We start from the raw sequence: 19,791 nt of genomic DNA, 5'->3' as shown, positions 1-19,791 counted from the left end.
CCGCTGCGGGATTCTCCTCGGAAGCAGAGGGATTTTGACTGTATCGCGAATGATTGACCGAAATATTCCTTGACAAGAATATGCGTGGTCAAGAATACTTCTCACATGGAAGCACTCTTCACCGCCTTGGCCGATCCGGCTCGCTGGCGCCTCGTGACCCTGCTGGCCGAACGACCCCGGCCGGTCGGGGTGCTCGCTCAGCTCGCCGGTGCCCGGCAGCCGCAGACGACCAAGCACCTCCAGACCCTCGAGCGCGCGGGCATCGTCACGTCGCAGCGCAGCGGCCAGCGCCGGATCTACGCTCTGCAGTCCGCTCCCCTGCGCGAACTCGCCGCAGCCCTCCAGGAGCTTGCCGGTGCGGCCGAACAGGCCGACTCGCGAGTGACTTTCGACCAGTATGGCCTCAGTCTCCAGGCCGAACGGCCTGCCGCAGACCAGGGCGGTTGGGCAGACGGTCGTACGTTCAGCTTCACTCGGGCGCTGGCGGCGAGCCCGCAGGACGCCTGGCCGTACCTCACGGAAACGTCACTGCTCTCCCAGTGGTGGACGCCCCAGGACCTTCGCGTCTCCGAGCTCGTCTTCGACGCGCGACCGGGTGGCGACATCGTCCAGGAGTACCGCGACGTCGAGGACACCAGCGGGGTGGACGTCGTCGTCGGCCGTGCGGAGGGCGTCGTCGACGCCGTGCAGCCGTGCGAGCACCTCGCCTACCGACTGTCGCCGCAGCTGCCCGACGGGGGCACCGCGTTCACGGCCCACGTGGGCCTGACCCTTCGACCCACCGCGAGCGGTGCCGAGCTCGACCTCGAGCTCCGGGTCACCGACAGTGCGACCGACGCCGCGGACTTCATCGCAGGCATCGAGATCGGGTTCGGGCAGAGCCTCGACCGTCTCGTGTCCGTCATCGCGGCCGAGCCGCACGCGACCAACTCCGACACACCGCACGACAACGACACAAGGAGCACGACATGACACAGCAGACCGGCGGCCGCAGGGTCGTCACGAACATGGCCCTCTCGCTCGACGGGCACTACGCCGCGACGGACCCGATGGACATGGGATGGGTGATGCCGTACGCGATCACCGACGTGGCACGCGACCACCTGACGAACCTGTGGGAGCCGGCAACCACCGCTCTTCTGGGCCGGGTCAACGCCGAGGGGTTCCTTGGCTTCTGGCCGACCGTGATCGGCATGGAGGGCGCCGACCCGCGCGACGAAGGCTTCGCGAGGTGGCTCGTCGAGAGCGAGAAGGTCGTGCTGTCGTCCACCCTCGATGAGGCGCCGTGGGAGCGGACCACCATCGTGAACAAGCCCACGGACGAGGTGATCGCCGACCTCAAAGAGTCCGACGGCGGCGACATCCTGGTGCTCAGCAGCGCCAGCGTGATCAAGGCGCTGCTGGCTGCCGACCAGGTCGACCGCCTCGCCCTCACGGTCTTCCCGGTGTTCCTGGGCGGCGGTCGCCGACTCTTCGACGACGGTCTGCCGGCCAGGAACACGTGGTCCCTGGTCAGCCAGGCGGCCGGTGAGCACGGCACCTTGTCGCTGGTCTACGACCGCGTTCGCTGACTCCAGGTCTTACGCACGCCCGGCCCGGTCGACTCGACCGGGCCAGGCTTTCAAGAGTCACCTTCCGACGTACGCCGCGAGGTGCTTGCCGGTGAGCGTCGACTCGGCGGCCACGAGGTCGGCCGGTGTGCCCTCGAAGACGATCGTGCCGCCGTCGTGGCCGGCGCCGGGACCGAGATCGATGATCCAGTCGGCGTGCGCCATGACCGCTTGATGGTGCTCGATGACGATGACGGACTTGCCCGAGTCGACCAATCGGTCGAGCAGCCCCAGCAGCTGCTCCACGTCGGCGAGGTGCAGGCCCGTGGTCGGCTCGTCGAGCACGAAGACGTCACCCTTCTCCCCCATGTGCGTCGCCAGCTTGAGCCGCTGCCGCTCGCCTCCTGACAGGGTCGTGAGGGGCTGTCCGAGGCTGACATAGCCGAGGCCGACGTCGGCGAGGCGTTCGAGGATCTTGTGCGCGGCCGGTGTGTGCGCGTCGCCTTGGGCGAAGAACGGCAGCGCCTCGCTGACCGGCATGGCCAGCACCTCGGCGATGTTGCGGCCACCGAAGGTGTAGTCCAGCACGGACGCCTGGAACCTCCGGCCCTCGCACTCCTCACACGTCGACGCGACCGTCGCCATGACGCCGAGCTCGGTGTAGATGACGCCGGCGCCGTTGCAGCCGGGGCACGCACCCTCGGAGTTGGAGCTGAACAGTGCGGGCTTGACGCCATTGGCCTTGGCGAACGCCTTGCGGATCGGCTCGAGCAGACCGGTGTAGGTCGCCGGGTTGCTGCGACGCGAACCGCGGATCGCGGCCTGGTCGATCAGCACGACCCCGTCGCGCCCGGCGACCGATCCGTTGATCAGCGAGCTCTTGCCGGACCCGGCGACACCGGTGAAGACGCACAGCACGCCGAGCGGGATGTCGACGTCGACATCGCGGAGGTTGTGGGTCGACGCTCCTCGCACCTCGAGCGCGCCGGAGGCCGGACGTAGGGACTCCTTGAGCGAGGCGCGGTCGTCCAGGTGCCGCCCCGTGACGGTGTCGCTCCCCCGCAACCCGTCGAGCGTGCCCTCGAAGCAGACCGTGCCGCCGCCCGTGCCGGCGCCTGGCCCGAGGTCGACGACGTGATCGGCGATCGCGATCGTCTCCGGCTTGTGCTCGACGACCAGCACGGTGTTGCCCTTGTCTCGCAGCTGGAGCAGCAGCGTGTTCATGCGCTCGATGTCGTGCGGGTGCATGCCGATCGTCGGCTCGTCGAACACGTACGTGATGTCGGTCAACGACGAACCGAGATGGCGGATCATCTTGGTGCGCTGGGCCTCTCCCCCGGACAACGTGCCCGACGGCCGGTCGAGCGAGAGGTAGCCGAGGCCGATCTGGGCGAACGAGTCGAACAGGTGCTGCAGACCAGCGAGCAGCGGCGCCACGGACGAGTCGTCGATCGTGCGGATCCACTCGGCGACGTCGCTGATCTGCATCGCGCAGACCTCCGCGATGTTCTTGCCCTTGACCTTGGACGCCAGGACCTCCTGGGTCAGGCGCGTGCCGTCGCACTCCGGGCAGGTCTGGAACGTGACGGCCCGCTCGACGAACGCCCGGATGTGGGGCTGCATCGCGTCGACGTCCTTGGACAGCATCGACTTCTGGATCTTGGGGATGATGCCCTCGTAGGTGAGGTTGATGCCCTCGACCTTGATCTTGGTCGGCTCGCGATAGAGCAGGTCGTCGAGCTCCTTCTTGGTGAACCTGGCGATCGGCTTGTCCATGTCGAAGTAGCCGGAACCGCTGAAGATGCGGCCGTACCAGCCCTCCATGCTGTAGCCCGGAATCGTCAGTGCTCCCCCGCTCAGCGACTTGGACTCGTCGTAGAGCGCGGTGAGGTCGAAGTCGCTCACCGCACCCATGCCCTCGCACCGCGGGCACATGCCGCCGAGATAGACGGCGTTGCGGACGACGCTCTTCTCGGTGCGGCCGGCCTTGTCGGTGCTCATGACACCACTCGCCGTGCGGGTCGGGACGTTGAACGAGTAGGCCGTCGGTGGCCCGATGTGGGGCTCGCCGAGTCGGCTGTAGAGGATGCGCAGCATCGCGTTGGCATCCGTGACCGTGCCGACCGTGGAACGTGGGTTGGCGCCGAGGCGCTCCTGGTCGACGATGATCGCGGTCGTCAGTCCATCGAGGAGGTCGACCTCGGGGCGTGACAGCGTCGGCATGAATCCCTGCACGAACGCGCTGTAGGTCTCGTTGATCATGCGTTGGGACTCCGCAGCGATCGTGCCGAAGACCAGGGAGCTCTTGCCCGAGCCGGAGACTCCCGTGAAGACCGTCAGGCGGCGCTTCGGGATCTCGATGCTGACGTCCTTGAGGTTGTTCTCCCGGGCGCCCTGCACGCGGATGAGGTCGTGACTGTCGGCGGTGTGCGGCTTGCTGGTGTCGCTCATGGCGGGACTAGCTCACTTCCTGGATGCGGATCATGTTGCCCGCCGGGTCGCGGAACGCGCAGTCGCGGACGCCATAGGGCTGCTCGGTCGGCTCCTGGACCACCTCGGCATTGGTGGCCTGGACCTGCTCGAATGCCGCATTGAGGTCCTTGGTCGCCAGCAGGATCCAGCCATAGGTGCCCTTGGCCATCATCTCCGAGATCGTGCGGCGCTCGTCGTCGGTCACGCCGGGATCGGCAGCCGGAGGCGCGAGCAGGATCGACGTCTCGGGCTGGTTGGCCGGACCGACCGTGATCCAGCGCATCGTGCCCTGCCCGACGTCCTGGCGTACCTCGAAGCCGAGCGCGTCACGGAAGAACGCGACGGATGCTTCGGGGTCGGTGTGCGGGAGAACGGTGGTGTGAATCGTGATGTCCATGGCTGTCACCGTAGCGGCGGCCAGGGACGCAGCGCTTCTCGATTCCTGACCGGAATGGGCTCGGTCCGATGTCTCGGTCCGGCTACTTCGGATCGAACCGCGCGGGCATCGGCACCATCGTCAGCTCGTTGGTCTCGCGTTCTCCATGGGAGTCGACGAGCGTGACCGTGAATGTCCCGACGTCCATCGAGATCGAAAGCGTGGGGTCGGCAACGCGCGCGTACTCGTCGCTGCGCCACACCCGATCCTGCACGAGCCACGCTGTCGAGCCCCACGACGCCATCTTCTTGTCGTGGAAGAGGTTGAGATCGAAGTTGACGGCGTTGCCGTCGATGTACTTGCTCTTGACGTCGTCAGGATCCATCCGAAGTGCGAAGCGTCCGTCATGGTCGGTCGTGACGTGCTTCGAGCCCCACGTGTCGACGACGTCGCCGGCCCTGGTGCCGTCGTCCGTGGGCCACAGGTCGAACCACAGCTCGGCGTCCCGGACGGGTTCGGCGTTGCGGGTGATGACGCCACGAACCATCACGTCACCGGTGCCGGATCCTGCCGTGGCGACGGTCTTGGGTGCGGACTCGGTGCTCCCGGTGCAGGCGGAGAGCACGACGAGAAGGCCCACAATGGCTGTTTCAATGCGACGCATGTCGGCGAGTCTCGCACGAGCGTGTCACCCTGTCCCCCGATGCCGGACAAGATCGTCCTGCGTCAACGGCCGACCGGGAGGATCACCGTGACTTCGGCCGGGCGTGCCGGACTGGGATGGGTGGCGTTCTGGCTCACGACAGTGATGACGATGCAGGTGACCGCCACGTGCAAGGCGGTCCGCCACCAGCGAAGGCCAGAGGCGACGACTCGGCGGACGGGACCTGCTGTGGAGGCGTTCACACCGTGTATATGTCCGGAACGGCGAGAATGTGACACCAAACTGCAACGCATCTCTGCTCTCGGGCGCAGAAATCGGCAGAAGCGGCCGAGATCCCCCACTATTCTTGGCACATGAGCGACAAAGGGCCGGCGACACGACATGTCGCGCCACCGGTCGTGCGCAGTCTCGACATCACTGCGAAAGCCGGCCTGCTGATTCTCCTGGCGATCGCCTTGATGTTCCCCGACCTCGGTCACATGCGGGGCAAGGCGGCCGGCCTGCGCGCCGTCACCTATCCCCTGCTCGCGTTCTCCGTCCCCGCGCTCTGGTACGTCTTTTGGCGCGACCGCGCGTCGTTCCCGTGGGTCGCCGACCTGCTCGTGACGGTGACGTGCTTCACCGACACCCTCGGCAACCGGATGAACATGTACGACACGATCGTGTGGTTCGACGACTGGATCCACTTCATGAACACCGGCCTGCTGACAGCCGGTGTGATCCTGTTGACCCTGCACCGCACGGCGACGCTGCACGCCACCATCGAGCGGGCTCTCGCGTTCGGCGCCACCGTGGCCGTCGGCTGGGAGATCGCCGAGTACTACGCGTTCATCAGCACGTCCTCTGAGCGCCGTGGTGCCTACACCGACACGCTCGGCGACCTGTTCCTCGGCACCAGTGGCTCGGTCGTCGCGGCCCTCGTGGTGCACCGGCTCTGGCGCATGGGCCGCCTCGCATCAGCCGCACCGCAGTTGGAGCCACTCGCCGCCTGACGTTGCCGGTGTGAGGCAGGGGTGGGTCCAGACCCCCTGCGGACGGGGTCCCAGCGCCATCGTGCGCGGCTTCGAATCTCCATAGCGTCGAAGGCATGACAGCTCAGCCGGACGTACGCCCGCCCGATCGCTACGTCAGCCTGTTCGGTGACCTCATGCGCGACGTCCGTGAGCAGGGCCTGCTCGAGCGTCGACACCTGTACTACTGGACGCAGATCGTCCTCGCCGTCGGAGGGTTCGCGGCGATCTGGTGCGGCTTCTTCCTCGTCGGCAACTCGTGGTGGCAGCTCATCCTGGCCGCAGCGCTGGGGCTCGTGGTGACCCAGTTCGGCTTCCTCGGCCACGACGCCGCTCACCGGCAGATCTTCGCGTCGGCGACGTGGAACGCCTGGGCAGCGAGGATCTTCGCGGGGGCGTTCGCCGGGTTGAGCTTCGCGTGGTGGCGGGCCAAGCACAACCTGCACCACAAGGCGCCGAACCAGGAGGGCATCGACCCCGACATCGCTGCCGGAGTCGTCGCGTTCACCCCCGCGATCGTCGCGGAGCGCACGGGCTTCGCCGGGTGGTTCTCGCGGCACCAGGGCTGGCTGTTCTTCCCCCTGCTGACGCTCGAAGGGCTCAACCTGCACGCGGCCAGCGTCCAGGCGGCGCGGGACAAGATCTCGACCCAGCCGTGGCGCCGCACCGAGCTCACCATCGTCGTGACCCGCCTGACCGCGTACGTCGCCGTGCTCCTGGCGTTCCTGCCGCTCGGCAAGGCGCTGGCCTTCTTCGCCGTCCAGATGGCGGTGTTCGGCGTATGCCTGGGAGTATCCTTCGCTCCTGCCCACAAGGGCATGCCGATCGTGCCGCCGGAGATGAAGCTCGACTTCCTCCGTCGCCAGGTCATGGTGTCCCGCAACGTACGCGGCAACCCGCTGACCGATGTCGCGATGGGCGGGCTCAACTACCAGATCGAGCACCACCTGTTCCCGAGCATGCCCCGCTGCAACCTCAAGAAGGCACGGCCGACCGTGCGGGCGTACTGCGAGCGGGAGGGCATCGACTACATGGAGGTCGGCCTTTTCGAGTCGTATGCCATCGTGGTCGGCTATCTCAACAACGTGGGGCTGCGAGCCCGCGACCCGTTCGACTGCCCGCTGGCCGCCCAGCTGCGCGGCTGAGGGCGGTGACCTTGCGGGTACTTGTCACATCGGCGCTGACGGTGTCGTCTGAGGGGCATGACCCCGACCCTCCAGCGCACGCTGCTCCTGGTGCTCGCCGCGACCGGCGCCTACACCGGCCCGTGGGCGTCGATCGCCCCGCGCTCCTTCTACGACTCGTTCCCAGGCCTGGGAAGGGTGTGGATTGCCGTCGACGGGCCCTACAACGAGCACCTGATCCGCGATGTCGGTGCCACCTACACGGCGCTGTTGGTCCTCAGTCTTCTCGCGGCCATCAGCCTCAAGCCTGCCGTCGTGGCGACCGCCGGGTGGACCTGGCTGACGTTCGGCACATTGCACCTGTCGTACCACCTGCCGCATCTCGGCGATCTCGACCGGACCGACCAGGTCCTCAACGTCATCGCGCTCGGCGGCTCGTTCGTTCTCGCGGCACTGCTGGTGCTGCCGCGACGAGTACGTGTCGCGCACTCGTGATGCGGCTACGCTCTGCGCCATGACCGTCGCGTTCCTCCTCACGTCGCTCATCGTCGTGGCCTCACCCGGGACGGGTGTGCTCTACACGATGGTGGCCGGCCTCACCCGTGGCGCACGGGCGAGCCTGGTCGCCGCGATCGGCTGCACGCTGGGAACGTTGCCGCACATCGTCGCCGCGATCACCGGCCTTGCGGCCCTGCTGCACACCAGCGCCGTGGCGTTCCAGACGCTCAAGTACGCCGGAGTCGCCTATCTGCTCTACATGGCGTGGAACACCCTGCGGGACAAGGGCGCCTTGAGCGTCGAGGCTGAGCACGAGCCCAGGACAGCGCGGCAGGTCATCACGTCGGGCGTTCTGGTCAACATCCTGAACCCCAAGCTGTCGATCTTCTTCGTGGCGTTCCTGCCGCAGTTCGTCAGCTCGGGCGAGCCGCACTATCTGCTGCGCATGCTCGAGCTGAGCGGCGTCTTCATGCTGATCACGTTCGTCGTCTTCGTCGCGTACGGCGTGTTCGCCGCCGTCATCCGCGATCGGGTGATCTCACGCCCCGCGGTGCTGACCTGGATGCGGCGTACGTTCGCCGGTGCGTTCGTCGCGCTGGGCGCCAAGCTGGCGTTCGCCGAGCGCTGATCTCGTACGTGCGCTCAGCGCTGCTTGCGTTTGGTGAGCAACAGCTCGACGGCCTGCGCCACACGGCGCTGCCGGGTCTCGTCCCGCTTGGCGCCGACGATCCAGTCGACATAGCTCCGCTTGTGGCTGAACGACAGCGACTCGAAGAACGCCTCTGCCTCCGGCGAGGCGCGCAGGGCCTCGGCGAGGTCGTCGGGCGCCTTCATCTCGCGAGGTGCGGTGTCGAGCGTGATCTCGACGTCGACCTCGTCGCCCGCAGCCAGCCCCGAGGCCGCCCGGTTCTCCGCACTCAGCGGGATCATGAACCGACCACCCATCGGCGCCACCGTCGTCCGGTAGGTGTGGCCGCCAGTCGTCACGGTCACCGGCGGGCGCTTGCCGCCGCCGAGCGTCTCGACGACATCAGCAGGCACCTCGATGCCCGTCGCGGTCTTGCCCCCGAGCTCGACCCTGCCGTGGAACTCCATGCGCCGATCCTGTCACTCCCCTGGCGTCCGTGTCAGTCGTAGACTCGCGCCATGACGACAGACCAGGGCATCCACGAGCACATCTCGGCACTCGTCGCCGAGGAGAAGACGCTGCGCGAGCAGCTCAGCAAGCACGAGGTGACACCGGCCGAGGAGCACGCCCGGCTGCAGAAGCTCGAGGTCGAGCTCGACCAGGCCTGGGACCTGCTGCGCCAGAGGAACGCGAAGCGGCAGTACGGCGAGTCGCCCGACGACGCCGCCGAGCGTTCGCCGGACGTCGTCGAGAAGTACCTGGGCTGAGCCCAAGCCACTCCGAACCGCTTTGAGCACGGGTGCAGGATGGCCGCATGCAGATCACTCGCTTCGGCCATGCGACGGTGCTCGTGGAGACCGCAGACACCCGGATCCTGATCGATCCCGGCGCCTTCAGCCCCGACGCGCCCTTCGAGCTGGAGGGTCTCGACGCGATCGTCGTGACACATCAGCACCTCGACCACATCGACCAGAACCGCGCGCCCGCGCTGGTCGAGCGCAACCCGGGAGCCGTGCTGCTGTGTGATCCGGAGACCGCCGGCGTGCTGGAGTTCGGCGACTGGCGCGAGAACGGCGACGGTGTGGAGACCGAGGTCAAGGGCGTCACGCTGCGTGGCGTCGGCGCCCAGCACGCCGTGATCACGCCCGAGCTCCCCCGCGTCGGCAATGTCGGCGTCACGGTCAGCGCGGATGGCGAGCCCACCCTGTTCCACCCCGGCGACACCTACGCGTACGCGCCGGAGGGTGTCGACGTCCTGGCCGTGCCGTTGAGCGCGCCGTGGGCCAAGGTCAGCGAGACCGTCGACTTCGTCCGGCGGGTCTCCCCCGCGACGCTGTTCCCGATCCACGACCTCACGATCGCCGAGCTCGCGTACGGCATCTACTGGGGTCACGTGGCCAACTTCGGCGGCGTGGAGGATGCGCGCAAGCTGGGTCAGAGCGACTCCACGACCGCCTGACGAACGCTCCGGCACGCCGAATCGTGAGGAATTGAAATATCTCATAACTGAGATATGGTGAAAGACATGACCGTTCGCGACGACTATCTCTCCCGCATCGGGGCACTCATCCGTGACGCCCGCCAGCACAGTGGGCTCACGCAGGCCGAGCTTGCCACCGAGCTCAAGACCAGCCAGAGTGCGGTGAACCGCATCGAGAAGGGGCAGCAGAACTTGACGCTCGACATGCTCGCCCGCATCGGCAGTGCCCTCGACTCCGAGCTCGTGACGGTGGGCACCTCGGGCCCCAGTCACCTCCGCGTCGCAGGCGGCACGACCCTGTCGGGATCGATCGACGTCAAGTCGAGCAAGAACGCCGGCGTCGCCCTGCTGTGCGCCTCGCTGCTCAACGCCGGCACCACGGTCCTGCGCAAGGTCGCACGCATCGAGGAGGTCAATCGCCTGCTCGAGGTGCTGACCTCGATCGGGGTCAAGGCGACCTGGCTCAACGAGCAGAACGACCTCGAGCTCATCGTGCCCGAGAACCTCAACCTCGCCGCGATGGACGCCGAGGCCGCGAGGCGTACGCGCAGCATCATCATGTTCCTCGGCCCGCTGATGCACCGTTACGACGACTTCGAGCTGCCGTACGCCGGAGGCTGCGACCTCGGCACCCGCACCGTCGAGCCGCACATGACGGCGTTGCGACCGTTCGGCCTCAAGGTCGTGGCGACCGAGGGCAGCTATCACGCCACCGCGGCCAAGGGCGTCGGGCCGGAGCGGCCGCTCGTGCTCACCGAGCGTGGCGACACGGTCACCGAGAACGCACTCCTCGCGGCCGCCCGCTATGACGGCGTCACCGTGATCCGCAACGCGAGCCCCAACTACATGGTCCAGGACCTGTGCTTCTTCCTGGTCAAGCTCGGCGTCGGCATCGAGGGCATCGGCACCACGACGTTGCGAGTCACCGGCAAGCCGGTCATCAACTGCGACGTCGAGTACGCCCCCAGCGAGGACCCCATCGAGGCCATGAGCCTCATCGCGGCCGCCATCGTCACCAAGTCGAGCATCACGGTGCGCCGCGTACCGATCGAGTTCATGGAGATCGAGCTCGCGCTGCTCGAGGAGATGGGCTTCCAGTACGACCGCGGCGAGGAGTATCCCGCCGAGAACGGTGAGACCCGCCTCGTCGACATCACGACGCATCCGTCGGCGTTGCACGCGCCGATCGACAAGATCCACCCGATGCCGTTCCCCGGGCTCAACATCGACAACCTGCCGTTCTTCGCGGTCATCGCCGCCACGGCCGAGGGTCAGACGATGCTGCACGACTGGGTCTACGAGAACCGGGCGATCTACCTCACCGAGCTCAACAAGCTCGGCGCGTCGGTCAAGCTGCTCGACCCGCACCGCGTGCTGATCGAGGGCCCGACGCACTGGAGCGGCACCGAGCTGGTGTGCCCCCCGGCCTTGCGGCCCGCCGTCGTCATCCTGCTCGCGATGCTCGCGGCCAAGGGCACCTCGGTGCTGCGCAGCGTCTACGTCATCAACCGCGGCTACGAAGACCTGGCCGAGCGCCTCAACGCCCTCGGCGCCCAGATCGAGACCTTCCGGGACATCTGAGCCTAGAAGCGAGCCGTCAGGCGGAATTGCTGGCTGAGCGACACTGCGACAGACTGTGCCCGTGGTTGATCGGTTTCCGGGGAGGTACGCCTTCCACCCTGTGACGGGCGATGACATTCGCGAGGCCGCAGCGTCTCCGGGCAGCAACGCGACGGTGTTGATCGACCTCGCTGACGACCTGCTCGCTGACGAGCAGCGCGCGGTCGACGCGATCGAGGGTGAGATCGTCGCCGGGGTGCGAGCCAACCCGCGAGCGGCCAGGGCCGCGGCGCAGAACCTGGGACTTGCAGGCGTCTACGCCGTCGGCTGCCTCACGAAGTTCGCGGCTGCCGTCGACGCGTTCGACACCACGGTCAGCGGCCTCAACGCGCAGTACCACTACGGCGGCATGTCGATCTCGTACGACCACCGCGACTCCCCGCACGGTGACCTCACCGCGGCGCTCGACGCGCTCCGGGCGGACCTCGACCGGAAGTACGCCGCCGCCGAGAAGGTCCTCGACGAGGATGCGAACGAAGTCGCACGGGAGTTCGCCACGGGGCCCACGGCTGAGGCGGTCAAGGCGCTGGTCGCCGCCGGATTCCTAGCCCTCGGCACCGCCATGAGGTTCCCCTCGATCACCTACACCGACGCGGAGCTGGCCGACCTCTTGCAGCGGCTGAAGCGCAACGGGACGCTCGATGCGTTCTTCGCCGCACCGCCGCTCGGCACCCCGTCGGCGACGCTCAACCGCATCCTCGACCTCGCCCGACGCATGGGCGTCGACCCCAAGACGTACGCGGACGTGCTGCAGCAGTACTACGTCACCAAGGCGGCCGAGAAGGCCGGCATCGACCTGACCACCTGGGACGTCAGCAAGGGAGCCGAGGCGGTCAGCGACCAGTATGAGAAGACGTACGCCTACTACGCCCAGCTCTTCCTGGACAACCCGAACTTCCGGTGGGCCGGCATGGCCGCGATGATCGGACCCTCGTTCGCCGCGGGGTTCGAGGACATCGAGTTCTTCCAGACGATGGCCCGCGAGCTGGCCGACAAGCTCGGGCCGATCCCCGACTCGGCGCTGCCGTTCCCGCTCAACCAGCTGGACGAGATCTCCCGCATGGGTGAGGACGAGCTGAAGTTCTACCAGACGACGTTCCTGCAGATGCAGAAGGACATCTTCTACGACGCGTCGATGATGCACGAGGCCTATCTCGAAGGCGGCATGGGAAGCATCGACGAGCTGCGGCGGGCCGGTCTCCTGGGCGACGACCAGCAGCAGGTGGACCAGGCGTACCACGCGTGGCAGGACATCGACACGGCCAGTCGTACGGGCGACACCGACCTGCTCAACCACGGCAACGAGGAGCTGCTCCGGCGCGAGCAGTTCTACACGATCGCCGACCAGTACCAGGACATGAAGAACCACGACCCGACCGGCGAGGTCATGACCTACATGATGGGACTGGTGGGCCAGCCCTCGATCCCCGGGACGCACACGCTCGGCGAGGTCGACGACCCGATCCACATCGAGATCGACACCCAGCCCCTCATCCCCGGCGTCCAGGGCGGTGAGGTGACGCTCAACATCCCACGCTCCAACATCGCCGACTTCGACACGCGCTGGGGCCTCATCAAGGACGACACGCTGCCGGCCTATCTCGACCTGATCGAGAACGACCCGGACCGGGCCAACGAGATCCTCAACCAGGATGTCCGAGAGCGCATCGACGAGATGCGGCTGTCCGAGCGGTGGCCCGACATCCTCGACAGCCTGGTCGACACCAAGGTGAGACTGTGGTGATGCGTCGCCTGGTGCTTGCCCTCACCGCCCTGTTCCTGCTGTCCGCCTGCATCGGAGTGACCATGGATGACAACGACCCGAAAGACAGCAAGCCCGAGCCGACCGCGAGGTCGTCCAGCGATGGGGTCGAGGTCTGGGACCTGACGGGCCAGCCGTCGGCCAAGGCGTTCGGCATCTCGGACGAGACCAACGACGGCACCTATGAGACCAAGACGGCTCGGTCCGTACGGTTCAAGCTGCCCGGGGGCCGCACGATCGATACCCAGGCGACCCTCGTGTCGTTCTACCGGGCGGGAAGCGGCAGCGATGCCCACTTCACCGTCGGCATCCGCACGGCGCAGCTCGAGCCGGGCCCGCTGGTCACGGCATTCCGTGACGTGCTCACGCAGCTCGACGTGCCGACCGACCCTGCCGACACGCTGGCAGCCAAGATCGACGCGGCGCCCGATGACCAGACCGAGCGCATCAGCGTCGGCTCGGACGCTGTCACGCTCGGCGACCTGAAGCTCAGCGCTCAAGCCGGCCTGGCGCCCGTCGCCGGGTCAGGGCGGGTCATCGTCGGCGGGTCCTGGAGCGACGACTGACCAGCCGGTTCAGCCCCACGCGCCGGCGACCTGACGTGTGGAGACGTTGACCCGGTTCCACACGTTGATCGCCGCGATCGAGAGGATCAGCGCGCCGAGCTGCTGCTCGTCGTAGTGCGCAGCCGCCTCGTCGTACACCTCGTCCGGTACGGCGTCGGACCGGTCGCTCAGGCGGGTGACCTCCTCGGCCAGGCCGAGCGCGGCCCGTTCGGCGTCGTCGAAGTGCGGCGAGTCTCGCCAGCCCGCGACGGTGTCGATCTTCTCGTCGCTCTCCCCCGCCTTGCGCAGGTCGCTGGCGTGCATCTGGAGACACACGCTGCAGCCGTTGATCTGGCTCGCGCGCAGGTTGACGAGCTCGAGCGTCGTCGGCGAGATGCCGGTCTTCAAGACGGCTTTCGTGAGCCCGTGCAGCGCTTCCATCGCTCCGGGAACGGTGATCGCCGGATTGTCCATACGTGCCTGCATGATGGTTCTCCTCCAGTTCGTGTCACATCCTTGACGGGTGATCCGTCAGGGCTGTGACGAATCACGAGAGGGGAATGTGACCGATGTCAGACACCGAGCTCCTGGCGGAGCGCTTCGAGCACAACCGCGACCATCTGCGGGCCGTCGCCTATCGCATGCTCGGGTCGCTGACCGATGCCGAGGACGCCGTCCAGGAGGCCTGGATCCGCCTGAGCCGCGTGGACGCCGACGAGATCGACAACCTCGGCGGCTGGCTGACGACTGTCGTCGGACGGGTCTGCCTCGACATGCTGCGATCACGCAAGACCCGCGGCGAGCAGCCCCTCGACGTACGCCCGAACGACCCGGCCGGCTCACCCGACACCCGTATCGACCCGGAGTACGAGGCAGAGCTCGTCGACTCGGTCGGCCTGGCGATGCTCGTGGTGCTGGAGAAGCTGACCCCCGCCGAACGGCTCGCGTTCGTGCTGCACGACATGTTCGCGGTGCCGTTCGACGACATCGCCGCCATGATCGGACGCACTCCCGACGCCGCTCGGCAGCTGGCCAGCCGCGGCCGGCGGCGCGTGCAGGGATCTGACCCGCTGACCGGCACGCCCCTGCCCCAGCAGCGCGAGATCGTCGACGCGTTCCTCACAGCAGCCCGGGGTGGCGACTTCGAGGCACTGGTCACGGTCCTGGACCCCGACGTCGTCCTGCGCGCCGACACGGGGCACGGACCGCCGGTGCTCGTGCGCGGGGCGCGCAACGTCGCCAGCGGGGCGATCTCGTTCCGTACGCCCGGACGTCAGAGCCTCCCGGTGCTCATCGACGGTGTCGTGGGCATGGCCGGGGTCGAGGACGGACGGGTCATCTCGGTGCTCCGGCCGACCTTCGCCGACGGCCGCATCGCCACGATCGACATCACGGCCGACCCTGAGCGGGCAGCGGCGACGGAGCTCGAGTTCCTCGACTGACCGGCTCACGGCTCGACGCGCGGGAGCCGTCGGCCCGCGTGGCACCGCAAGGGCTTAGTTTGAGCGCGTGACCGGTTTCCTCGACGCCCCTCCCCTGGCGTTCGCACACCGCGGCGGCGCCGGGACAGCGGGCAACGTGGGCATCGAGAACTCCCTCGCCGCGTTCGCCCATGCGTACGAGCTGGGCTACCGCTACCTCGAGACCGATGTGCGCATGTCCTCCGACGGGGTCGTCTACGCGATCCACGATGCCGGGCTCGACCGGCTGACCGGCAGCGCCGATCCGGTCGCGACGCTGACCGCCGAGGCGCTGGACCTGCAGCGGCTCGACCAGCGCGAGCCGTTCGCGCGCCTCGAGGCGCTCTTCGAGGCGTTCCCCGACGCCCGGCTCAACATCGACGTGAAGTCCGACGACGCGGTGGAGGCGACCTGCGGGGTCATCGAAGCCCACGACGCCGTCGACCGAACGTGTCTGTCGTCGTTCTCCCACGCCCGCCTGGTGCGCATCCGTCGGCGCCTGCCCCGGGTCGCGACCTCCGCGTCGAGGCTCGAGGTCGCGGCCGTCAAGCTGCTCCCCCGCCGGCTGCTGCGGCCCGGATTCGTGTGTCTGCAGGTGCCGGCGTCGTACCGCGGGATCAGGGTCATCACGCCGCGGCTGGTCCGCAAGGCCCACGCCCTGGGCCTGCAGGTCCACGCCTGGACGATCGACGACGCCGAGGAGATCCGCGCCTTGCTCGACCTCGGCGTCGACGGCATCATCTCCGACCGCACCGACGTCCTCAAGGACGTACTCGTCGCCCGAGGAACCTGGAAGGACCCCGCATGACCCGAGGTCAGAAGGTCAAGGCCAACCCGGAGCAGAAGGCGTGGTTCTTCTACGACTGGGCCAACTCGGCGTACATCACGACGATCGGCACGGTGCTCTACGCGCCCTACCTGACGAGCGTCGCCGAGAGGGCCGCCTGCGGGTTCGTCGGCGACGACGACCGGAAGTGCGTCGAGAACCTCTCGGTGCTCGGGCTGTCGGTGTCAGCCGGTTCGCTGGTGTTCTACGTCGTCACGCTCGCGACCGTCATCTCGGCGTTCGTACTGCCGATCGTCGGTGCCATCGCCGATCGCGTCGAGTCCAAGAAGACGCTGATGGCCGGGCTCGCCTGGTCGGGTGCGGCGGTGGCGGCACTGATGTTCTTCGTCACCGGGACGAACTGGCAGCTCGGCGCCGGCCTGCTCGTGGTGGCCAACCTGTTCTACGCCTCGTCGATCGTGGTCTACGACGCGATCCTCATCGAGATCGCCGAGCCCGACGAACGCGACCGGATCTCCTCCCGTGGCTGGGCGCTGGGCTATCTCGGCGGCGGCCTGTTGCTGGCGGTCAACCTCGCGCTCGTGACGGTCAAGCCGTTCGGCCTGTCGACGGAGATGGCGGTGCGCATCAGCCTGCTGTCCGCCGCGATCTGGTGGGCGTACTTCACGCTGATCCCCTATCGCGGCATCAAGGACCGGGCGCCCCGCGGCGTGGTCCCGGTCGAGGGCACGTCGCTGATGCAGCGCAGCTTCGGGCAGCTGTTCCGTACGCTGCGCGAGCTCCGCAACTATCCGCAGACCCTGCTGTTCCTCGTGGCGTACCTGTTCTACAACGATGGCATCCAGACCGTGATCTACTCGGCGTCGGTCTACGGCGACAAGCAGCTGGGTTTCGAGACCAGCACGCTCATCGCGACGATCCTCATCGTGCAGTTCGTGGGTGTCGTCGGCGCGCTGGTGTTCGGCCGGCTCGCCGCGCGCATCGGCAGCCACCGCACGATCCTGTACGGTCTCGGCGTCTGGATCCTCGTCGTCTGCTTCGGCTACTTCCTGCCCGCGGACCAGATCGTGCCGTTCCTGGTGCTCGCGGTGGCGATCGGGCTCGTCCTGGGTGGCACCCAGGCGTTGTCGCGGGCGTTCTTCTCCCAGCTCATTCCGCGGGGCCGTGAGGCGGAGTACTTCAGCCTCTACCAGGCTTGCGAACGCGGCACCAGCTGGCTCGGGACTCTGGTCTTCGGCGTGGTGCACCAGCTGACCGACTCCTACCGGCCCGCGATCCTGGCCCTCATCATCTTCTTCGTGGTCGGCGGCGGTCTGCTGTGGAAGCTCGACGCGCGGCAAGGCATCGTCGAGGCCGGAAATCAGGCCCCAGCAATCGTGTGACCCCGCTGACGCGTACGCATTCGCGTTTAGGGGAATCTAATGTGCGTCATTTACGTTGTAAGTGGTAAGCAACACGAGAGGGGACGCACATGGCTGAACGTGCATTGCGAGGTGCTCGGCTCGGGACACAGAGCTTCGAGGACGAGCGCGGCGTGGAAATGGCTCCCCGTCAGCAGGTCGAGTACGTATGCCCCGACGGGCACACGTTCACGGTGACGATGGCGGACGAGGCGGAGATCCCGTTCGAGTGGGAAGACCCCAAGACCGGACAGATCGGTCAGCTCGCCAACGGAGTCAAGCCTGAGGGCAAGGCTGAGAAGCCGATCCGCACACACTGGGACATGCTTCTCGAGCGCCGCTCCGAGGCTGAGCTCGAGGAGATCCTCACCGAGCGGCTCGAGCTGCTCCGTGGTGGGGAGATCGGACCGCCGCACCTCCACCGGCCCGCCAAGAAGAGCGCGGCGAAGAAGAGCACCACCAAGAAGAGCGCCTGAGACTCACGTCTTCGGCACGACCAAGGACCCCGGCTTCGGCCGGGGTCTTTCTCGTCTCAGATTGACGCTGCAGCTTCGGATGTTCGCCAGTCCGGTGACAGACGCGTGGCGATCGCAGCCACCCACCTGACCACCAGTAGCGCGAAGAGTCGCTCGGCAGTGCCGACCCACGGGTAGGGAACGGCGGCCCAAAGACACACCACGACGACGAGGACCGTGCAGGCGGTAGCTGTCTCATACTGAGGCCATGAAGATGAGCAAGATTCGCCGGCGTTTGGGTGAGTCCCTCAACCATGGACGCGTTGCCACGGTTGTCCGGGACGCGTTTGACGTCACCATGACCGACGGATTCGTGATCGCCTTGACGGACGAATGGCTCGTCATGCACGGACTCGAAGACGGTGTCCATCTCGACGACATCGTGATGCTGCGGCTGCGGGACGTCTCGCGCGTCTGGTTTCGCGACGACGATGCGTATCACCATCGCGCGATCGCAGGCCTTGGCCAAAGCGTTGCAAGCTTCGAGTGTGACGACACCGCCAGTGCACGTGAGTTGCTCAACGCGGCGTCAGGGAGGGCCGACATTCTCGCGATCCACCTCGAGACTCTCCAGGGAGAACCGCTGTTTGTCGGCCGCGTGGTCGACGTGCGCAAGAAGTCGTTCGATCTCCACTACGTGGGTCGCGACGGCGTCTGGTCCGGCAACGTCGACCGACTCAAGTACCGAGACGTCACGCGCATCGAGCTGGGAGGCAGGTATCTCCAGGCACTCAGCAGGTTCGCTGACCCGTACCCAGGCTCCGCTGAGTCCGAATAGGCGCGAGCTACGTGCGAGGATGCAACCGTGAGCGTCGAACGGCCGGCCGAGAACCTCGTGGCTACGCCACCATTGCCGAGCTCGATCTGGGTCGTCGCCTGGGCTTCGTTGTTGGGTCAGGTGGTTCTGGTGGTCCAGCAGGGTGTGCGGCATGACGACGAGGTCTCGGTTGCCGTCTCGATCGTCCTCAGCGCGATCCTGGTGGGCTACGTCTGCGCCGGAGTCGTCCGGGCCCGTACCGTCCGGCTCGTGGTGGCCTGGGTCGTGCTGGTGATTGGCTTGATCGGCGAACTCGTTGGCCTGACCTCAGTCGACGCCTCGGCCGATGGACCTTTGGCGTTCGTCTCGCTCGCGACCACCGTGCTTGCGCTGGCCGGGCTGGCGAAGTTCCGCCACACCGAGTGGTACGCGTGGCAGCGCACCAGACCGTCGGTCCACGATGGCGCCCCGATCAACGGATTGGTCGCGATCGGTGTGCTGGTCGGTGTCCTGGGCGGGCTCGCCGTCCAGGTCGATGACGGACTCGACGTCCACATCAGCACTGCTGGCCGCTACTGACTCGCTCGCTCAGCGTCTTGCGCGGCTGCTAGGCATCCAGCACATAGATGAGCTCGTCGATGCCGTCCTCGGACGCGGGCGCCTCCCCCACCAGATCGCGACGAAAGCCGCACTTCTCGAGGACGCGGATCGATCCGAGGTTGTGCGCCACGACGTGAGCGTGCAGCGGCCGGACCGACACGTCGTCCAGCATCAGGGCGAGTGCCTGTGTCGCGATGCCGCGACCCCAGAACTCGCGTCCGATCCAGTAGCCGAGCAGCTGCTGGCCGTTGTCGGGCCAGCTGCCGATGTTGCCGGCCACCTCGCCGTCGGCGACGATGGTCCGCGTCCAGAGGGTGTCATCACCGCGGAGCTTCGCCCAGTGCGCTGCGACCTGTTCCCGGTCGCGGGACGGAAACGCCGCCATCTCGGCAGCCAGCGGATCGGCCTCCTGCTCGAAGAACACCTCGATGTCCTCGTCCTCGACGCTCCTGAGACTCACCGCGGGCGTCACCGTGCGAAGTCCACTCATCCGGCAGTCCCTCCTCGCCTCGTTGCCTCCACGATCCCACCGACCACCGACAC

General features: G+C 67.3%; 23 protein-coding genes. 17 read left to right on the top strand and 6 right to left on the bottom strand.

The window, feature by feature from the left end:
• The first annotated feature begins 105 nt into the window (after positions 1-105).
• Positions 106-972, top strand: a complete 867-nt coding sequence (locus ASC61_RS16965; protein ID WP_056213902.1) for a metalloregulator ArsR/SmtB family transcription factor — start codon at positions 106-108, stop codon at positions 970-972.
• Positions 969-1,571, top strand: coding sequence for a dihydrofolate reductase family protein (locus ASC61_RS16960; protein ID WP_056213900.1), 603 nt, complete (start codon positions 969-971; stop codon positions 1,569-1,571). Before ASC61_RS16965 ends, ASC61_RS16960 begins: the two co-directional genes overlap by 4 nt.
• A gap of 57 nt (positions 1,572-1,628) precedes the next feature.
• On the opposite strand, the gene ASC61_RS16955 is transcribed toward ASC61_RS16960, so the two are convergent.
• The 3 genes from ASC61_RS16955 to ASC61_RS16945 form a co-directional block, all read right to left on the bottom strand.
• Positions 1,629-4,001 (bottom strand): ATP-binding cassette domain-containing protein, encoded by a 2,373-nt coding sequence (locus ASC61_RS16955; RefSeq protein WP_056213898.1) that lies wholly within the window; start codon positions 3,999-4,001, stop codon positions 1,629-1,631.
• Between the two features lie 7 nt (positions 4,002-4,008).
• Complete coding sequence (locus tag ASC61_RS16950) at positions 4,009-4,419, bottom strand: VOC family protein (RefSeq protein WP_056213895.1); 411 nt, start codon at positions 4,417-4,419, stop codon at positions 4,009-4,011.
• A gap of 82 nt (positions 4,420-4,501) precedes the next feature.
• On the bottom strand, positions 4,502-5,062 hold the full coding sequence (locus ASC61_RS16945) for a hypothetical protein (protein WP_157439541.1): 561 nt from the start codon (positions 5,060-5,062) through the stop codon (positions 4,502-4,504).
• A 353-nt stretch (positions 5,063-5,415) separates the two neighbouring features.
• Between ASC61_RS16945 and ASC61_RS16940 the strand changes: the two genes are divergently transcribed.
• From ASC61_RS16940 to ASC61_RS16925, 4 genes are all read left to right on the top strand, one after another.
• The gene (locus ASC61_RS16940; RefSeq protein ID WP_157439540.1) at positions 5,416-6,054 is read left to right on the top strand and encodes a hypothetical protein; all 639 of its coding nucleotides are present in this window, start codon (positions 5,416-5,418) and stop codon (positions 6,052-6,054) included.
• Positions 6,055-6,149: 95 nt separating this feature from the next.
• Positions 6,150-7,217, top strand: a complete 1,068-nt coding sequence (locus ASC61_RS16935) for a fatty acid desaturase family protein (RefSeq protein ID WP_056213888.1) — start codon at positions 6,150-6,152, stop codon at positions 7,215-7,217.
• Between the two features lie 57 nt (positions 7,218-7,274).
• The gene (locus tag ASC61_RS16930; protein WP_056213886.1) at positions 7,275-7,691 is read left to right on the top strand and encodes a hypothetical protein; all 417 of its coding nucleotides are present in this window, start codon (positions 7,275-7,277) and stop codon (positions 7,689-7,691) included.
• Positions 7,692-7,710: 19 nt separating this feature from the next.
• Entirely contained in the window at positions 7,711-8,322 is a 612-nt protein-coding gene (locus ASC61_RS16925; RefSeq protein WP_056213884.1) for a LysE family translocator, read from the top strand.
• A gap of 14 nt (positions 8,323-8,336) precedes the next feature.
• On the opposite strand, the gene ASC61_RS16920 is transcribed toward ASC61_RS16925, so the two are convergent.
• Positions 8,337-8,789: a YdeI/OmpD-associated family protein gene (locus tag ASC61_RS16920; RefSeq protein WP_056213881.1), complete on the bottom strand. Its 453-nt coding sequence runs from the start codon at positions 8,787-8,789 to the stop codon at positions 8,337-8,339.
• 51 nt (positions 8,790-8,840) lie between these two features.
• Between ASC61_RS16920 and ASC61_RS16915 the strand changes: the two genes are divergently transcribed.
• From ASC61_RS16915 to ASC61_RS16895, 5 genes are all read left to right on the top strand, one after another.
• On the top strand, positions 8,841-9,089 hold the full coding sequence (locus ASC61_RS16915; RefSeq protein WP_056213878.1) for a DUF2630 family protein: 249 nt from the start codon (positions 8,841-8,843) through the stop codon (positions 9,087-9,089).
• 47 nt (positions 9,090-9,136) lie between these two features.
• Positions 9,137-9,781, top strand: a complete 645-nt coding sequence (locus ASC61_RS16910; protein WP_056213876.1) for an MBL fold metallo-hydrolase — start codon at positions 9,137-9,139, stop codon at positions 9,779-9,781.
• Positions 9,782-9,847: 66 nt separating this feature from the next.
• A complete protein-coding gene (locus ASC61_RS16905) occupies positions 9,848-11,383 on the top strand; it encodes a UDP-N-acetylglucosamine 1-carboxyvinyltransferase (RefSeq protein ID WP_056213873.1) in 1,536 nt (511 codons plus the stop codon).
• 61 nt (positions 11,384-11,444) lie between these two features.
• Positions 11,445-13,166, top strand: coding sequence for a hypothetical protein (locus ASC61_RS16900; protein ID WP_157439539.1), 1,722 nt, complete (start codon positions 11,445-11,447; stop codon positions 13,164-13,166).
• Positions 13,166-13,750, top strand: coding sequence for a hypothetical protein (locus ASC61_RS16895; protein ID WP_157439538.1), 585 nt, complete (start codon positions 13,166-13,168; stop codon positions 13,748-13,750). Before ASC61_RS16900 ends, ASC61_RS16895 begins: the two co-directional genes overlap by 1 nt.
• 9 nt (positions 13,751-13,759) lie before the next feature.
• Here ASC61_RS16895 and ASC61_RS16890 read toward each other — a convergent pair whose 3' ends face one another.
• Positions 13,760-14,215, bottom strand: a complete 456-nt coding sequence (locus ASC61_RS16890) for a carboxymuconolactone decarboxylase family protein (protein WP_056213865.1) — start codon at positions 14,213-14,215, stop codon at positions 13,760-13,762.
• Between the two features lie 83 nt (positions 14,216-14,298).
• Here ASC61_RS16890 and ASC61_RS16885 point away from each other — a divergent pair, with 83 nt between their 5' ends.
• From ASC61_RS16885 to ASC61_RS16860, 6 genes are all read left to right on the top strand, one after another.
• Positions 14,299-15,171 carry a sigma-70 family RNA polymerase sigma factor gene (locus ASC61_RS16885; protein WP_056213863.1) on the top strand — a complete coding sequence of 291 codons (873 nt, stop codon included), beginning with the start codon at positions 14,299-14,301 and terminating at the stop codon, positions 15,169-15,171.
• 67 nt (positions 15,172-15,238) lie between these two features.
• Complete coding sequence (locus tag ASC61_RS16880) at positions 15,239-15,997, top strand: glycerophosphodiester phosphodiesterase (protein ID WP_056213860.1); 759 nt, start codon at positions 15,239-15,241, stop codon at positions 15,995-15,997.
• Positions 15,994-17,358, top strand: a complete 1,365-nt coding sequence (locus ASC61_RS16875; RefSeq protein WP_056213857.1) for an MFS transporter — start codon at positions 15,994-15,996, stop codon at positions 17,356-17,358. Before ASC61_RS16880 ends, ASC61_RS16875 begins: the two co-directional genes overlap by 4 nt.
• Before the next feature lie 89 nt (positions 17,359-17,447).
• Positions 17,448-17,852, top strand: a complete 405-nt coding sequence (locus ASC61_RS16870) for an RNA polymerase-binding protein RbpA (RefSeq protein ID WP_056213854.1) — start codon at positions 17,448-17,450, stop codon at positions 17,850-17,852.
• A gap of 247 nt (positions 17,853-18,099) precedes the next feature.
• On the top strand, positions 18,100-18,669 hold the full coding sequence (locus ASC61_RS16865) for a hypothetical protein (protein ID WP_157439537.1): 570 nt from the start codon (positions 18,100-18,102) through the stop codon (positions 18,667-18,669).
• A 27-nt stretch (positions 18,670-18,696) separates the two neighbouring features.
• Complete coding sequence (locus ASC61_RS16860) at positions 18,697-19,227, top strand: hypothetical protein (RefSeq protein ID WP_056213849.1); 531 nt, start codon at positions 18,697-18,699, stop codon at positions 19,225-19,227.
• Between the two features lie 28 nt (positions 19,228-19,255).
• Here ASC61_RS16860 and ASC61_RS16855 read toward each other — a convergent pair whose 3' ends face one another.
• Entirely contained in the window at positions 19,256-19,738 is a 483-nt protein-coding gene (locus ASC61_RS16855) for a GNAT family N-acetyltransferase (protein ID WP_157439536.1), read from the bottom strand.
• Positions 19,739-19,791: the final 53 nt, after the last annotated feature.

It is taken from the genome of Aeromicrobium sp. Root344 (assembly GCF_001425755.1).
Taxonomy (GTDB): Bacteria; Actinomycetota; Actinomycetes; order Propionibacteriales; family Nocardioidaceae; genus Aeromicrobium.
The sequence above is the reverse complement of the archived record's forward strand: the minus strand, read 5'-3'. Positions and strand labels throughout refer to the sequence as shown.

Coding starts and splice junctions, on each gene's coding strand:
- ASC61_RS16965 (WP_056213902.1), top strand. CDS start 106: ATGGAAGCACTCTTCACCGCCTTGGCCGATCCGGCTCGCTGGCGCCTC.
- ASC61_RS16960 (WP_056213900.1), top strand. CDS start 969: ATGACACAGCAGACCGGCGGCCGCAGGGTCGTCACGAACATGGCCCTC.
- ASC61_RS16955 (WP_056213898.1), bottom strand. CDS start 4,001: ATGAGCGACACCAGCAAGCCGCACACCGCCGACAGTCACGACCTCATC.
- ASC61_RS16950 (WP_056213895.1), bottom strand. CDS start 4,419: ATGGACATCACGATTCACACCACCGTTCTCCCGCACACCGACCCCGAA.
- ASC61_RS16945 (WP_157439541.1), bottom strand. CDS start 5,062: ATGCGTCGCATTGAAACAGCCATTGTGGGCCTTCTCGTCGTGCTCTCC.
- ASC61_RS16940 (WP_157439540.1), top strand. CDS start 5,416: ATGAGCGACAAAGGGCCGGCGACACGACATGTCGCGCCACCGGTCGTG.
- ASC61_RS16935 (WP_056213888.1), top strand. CDS start 6,150: ATGACAGCTCAGCCGGACGTACGCCCGCCCGATCGCTACGTCAGCCTG.
- ASC61_RS16930 (WP_056213886.1), top strand. CDS start 7,275: ATGACCCCGACCCTCCAGCGCACGCTGCTCCTGGTGCTCGCCGCGACC.
- ASC61_RS16925 (WP_056213884.1), top strand. CDS start 7,711: ATGACCGTCGCGTTCCTCCTCACGTCGCTCATCGTCGTGGCCTCACCC.
- ASC61_RS16920 (WP_056213881.1), bottom strand. CDS start 8,789: ATGGAGTTCCACGGCAGGGTCGAGCTCGGGGGCAAGACCGCGACGGGC.
- ASC61_RS16915 (WP_056213878.1), top strand. CDS start 8,841: ATGACGACAGACCAGGGCATCCACGAGCACATCTCGGCACTCGTCGCC.
- ASC61_RS16910 (WP_056213876.1), top strand. CDS start 9,137: ATGCAGATCACTCGCTTCGGCCATGCGACGGTGCTCGTGGAGACCGCA.
- ASC61_RS16905 (WP_056213873.1), top strand. CDS start 9,848: ATGACCGTTCGCGACGACTATCTCTCCCGCATCGGGGCACTCATCCGT.
- ASC61_RS16895 (WP_157439538.1), top strand. CDS start 13,166: ATGCGTCGCCTGGTGCTTGCCCTCACCGCCCTGTTCCTGCTGTCCGCC.
- ASC61_RS16890 (WP_056213865.1), bottom strand. CDS start 14,215: ATGCAGGCACGTATGGACAATCCGGCGATCACCGTTCCCGGAGCGATG.
- ASC61_RS16885 (WP_056213863.1), top strand. CDS start 14,299: ATGTCAGACACCGAGCTCCTGGCGGAGCGCTTCGAGCACAACCGCGAC.
- ASC61_RS16875 (WP_056213857.1), top strand. CDS start 15,994: ATGACCCGAGGTCAGAAGGTCAAGGCCAACCCGGAGCAGAAGGCGTGG.
- ASC61_RS16870 (WP_056213854.1), top strand. CDS start 17,448: ATGGCTGAACGTGCATTGCGAGGTGCTCGGCTCGGGACACAGAGCTTC.
- ASC61_RS16865 (WP_157439537.1), top strand. CDS start 18,100: ATGAAGATGAGCAAGATTCGCCGGCGTTTGGGTGAGTCCCTCAACCAT.
- ASC61_RS16855 (WP_157439536.1), bottom strand. CDS start 19,738: ATGAGTGGACTTCGCACGGTGACGCCCGCGGTGAGTCTCAGGAGCGTC.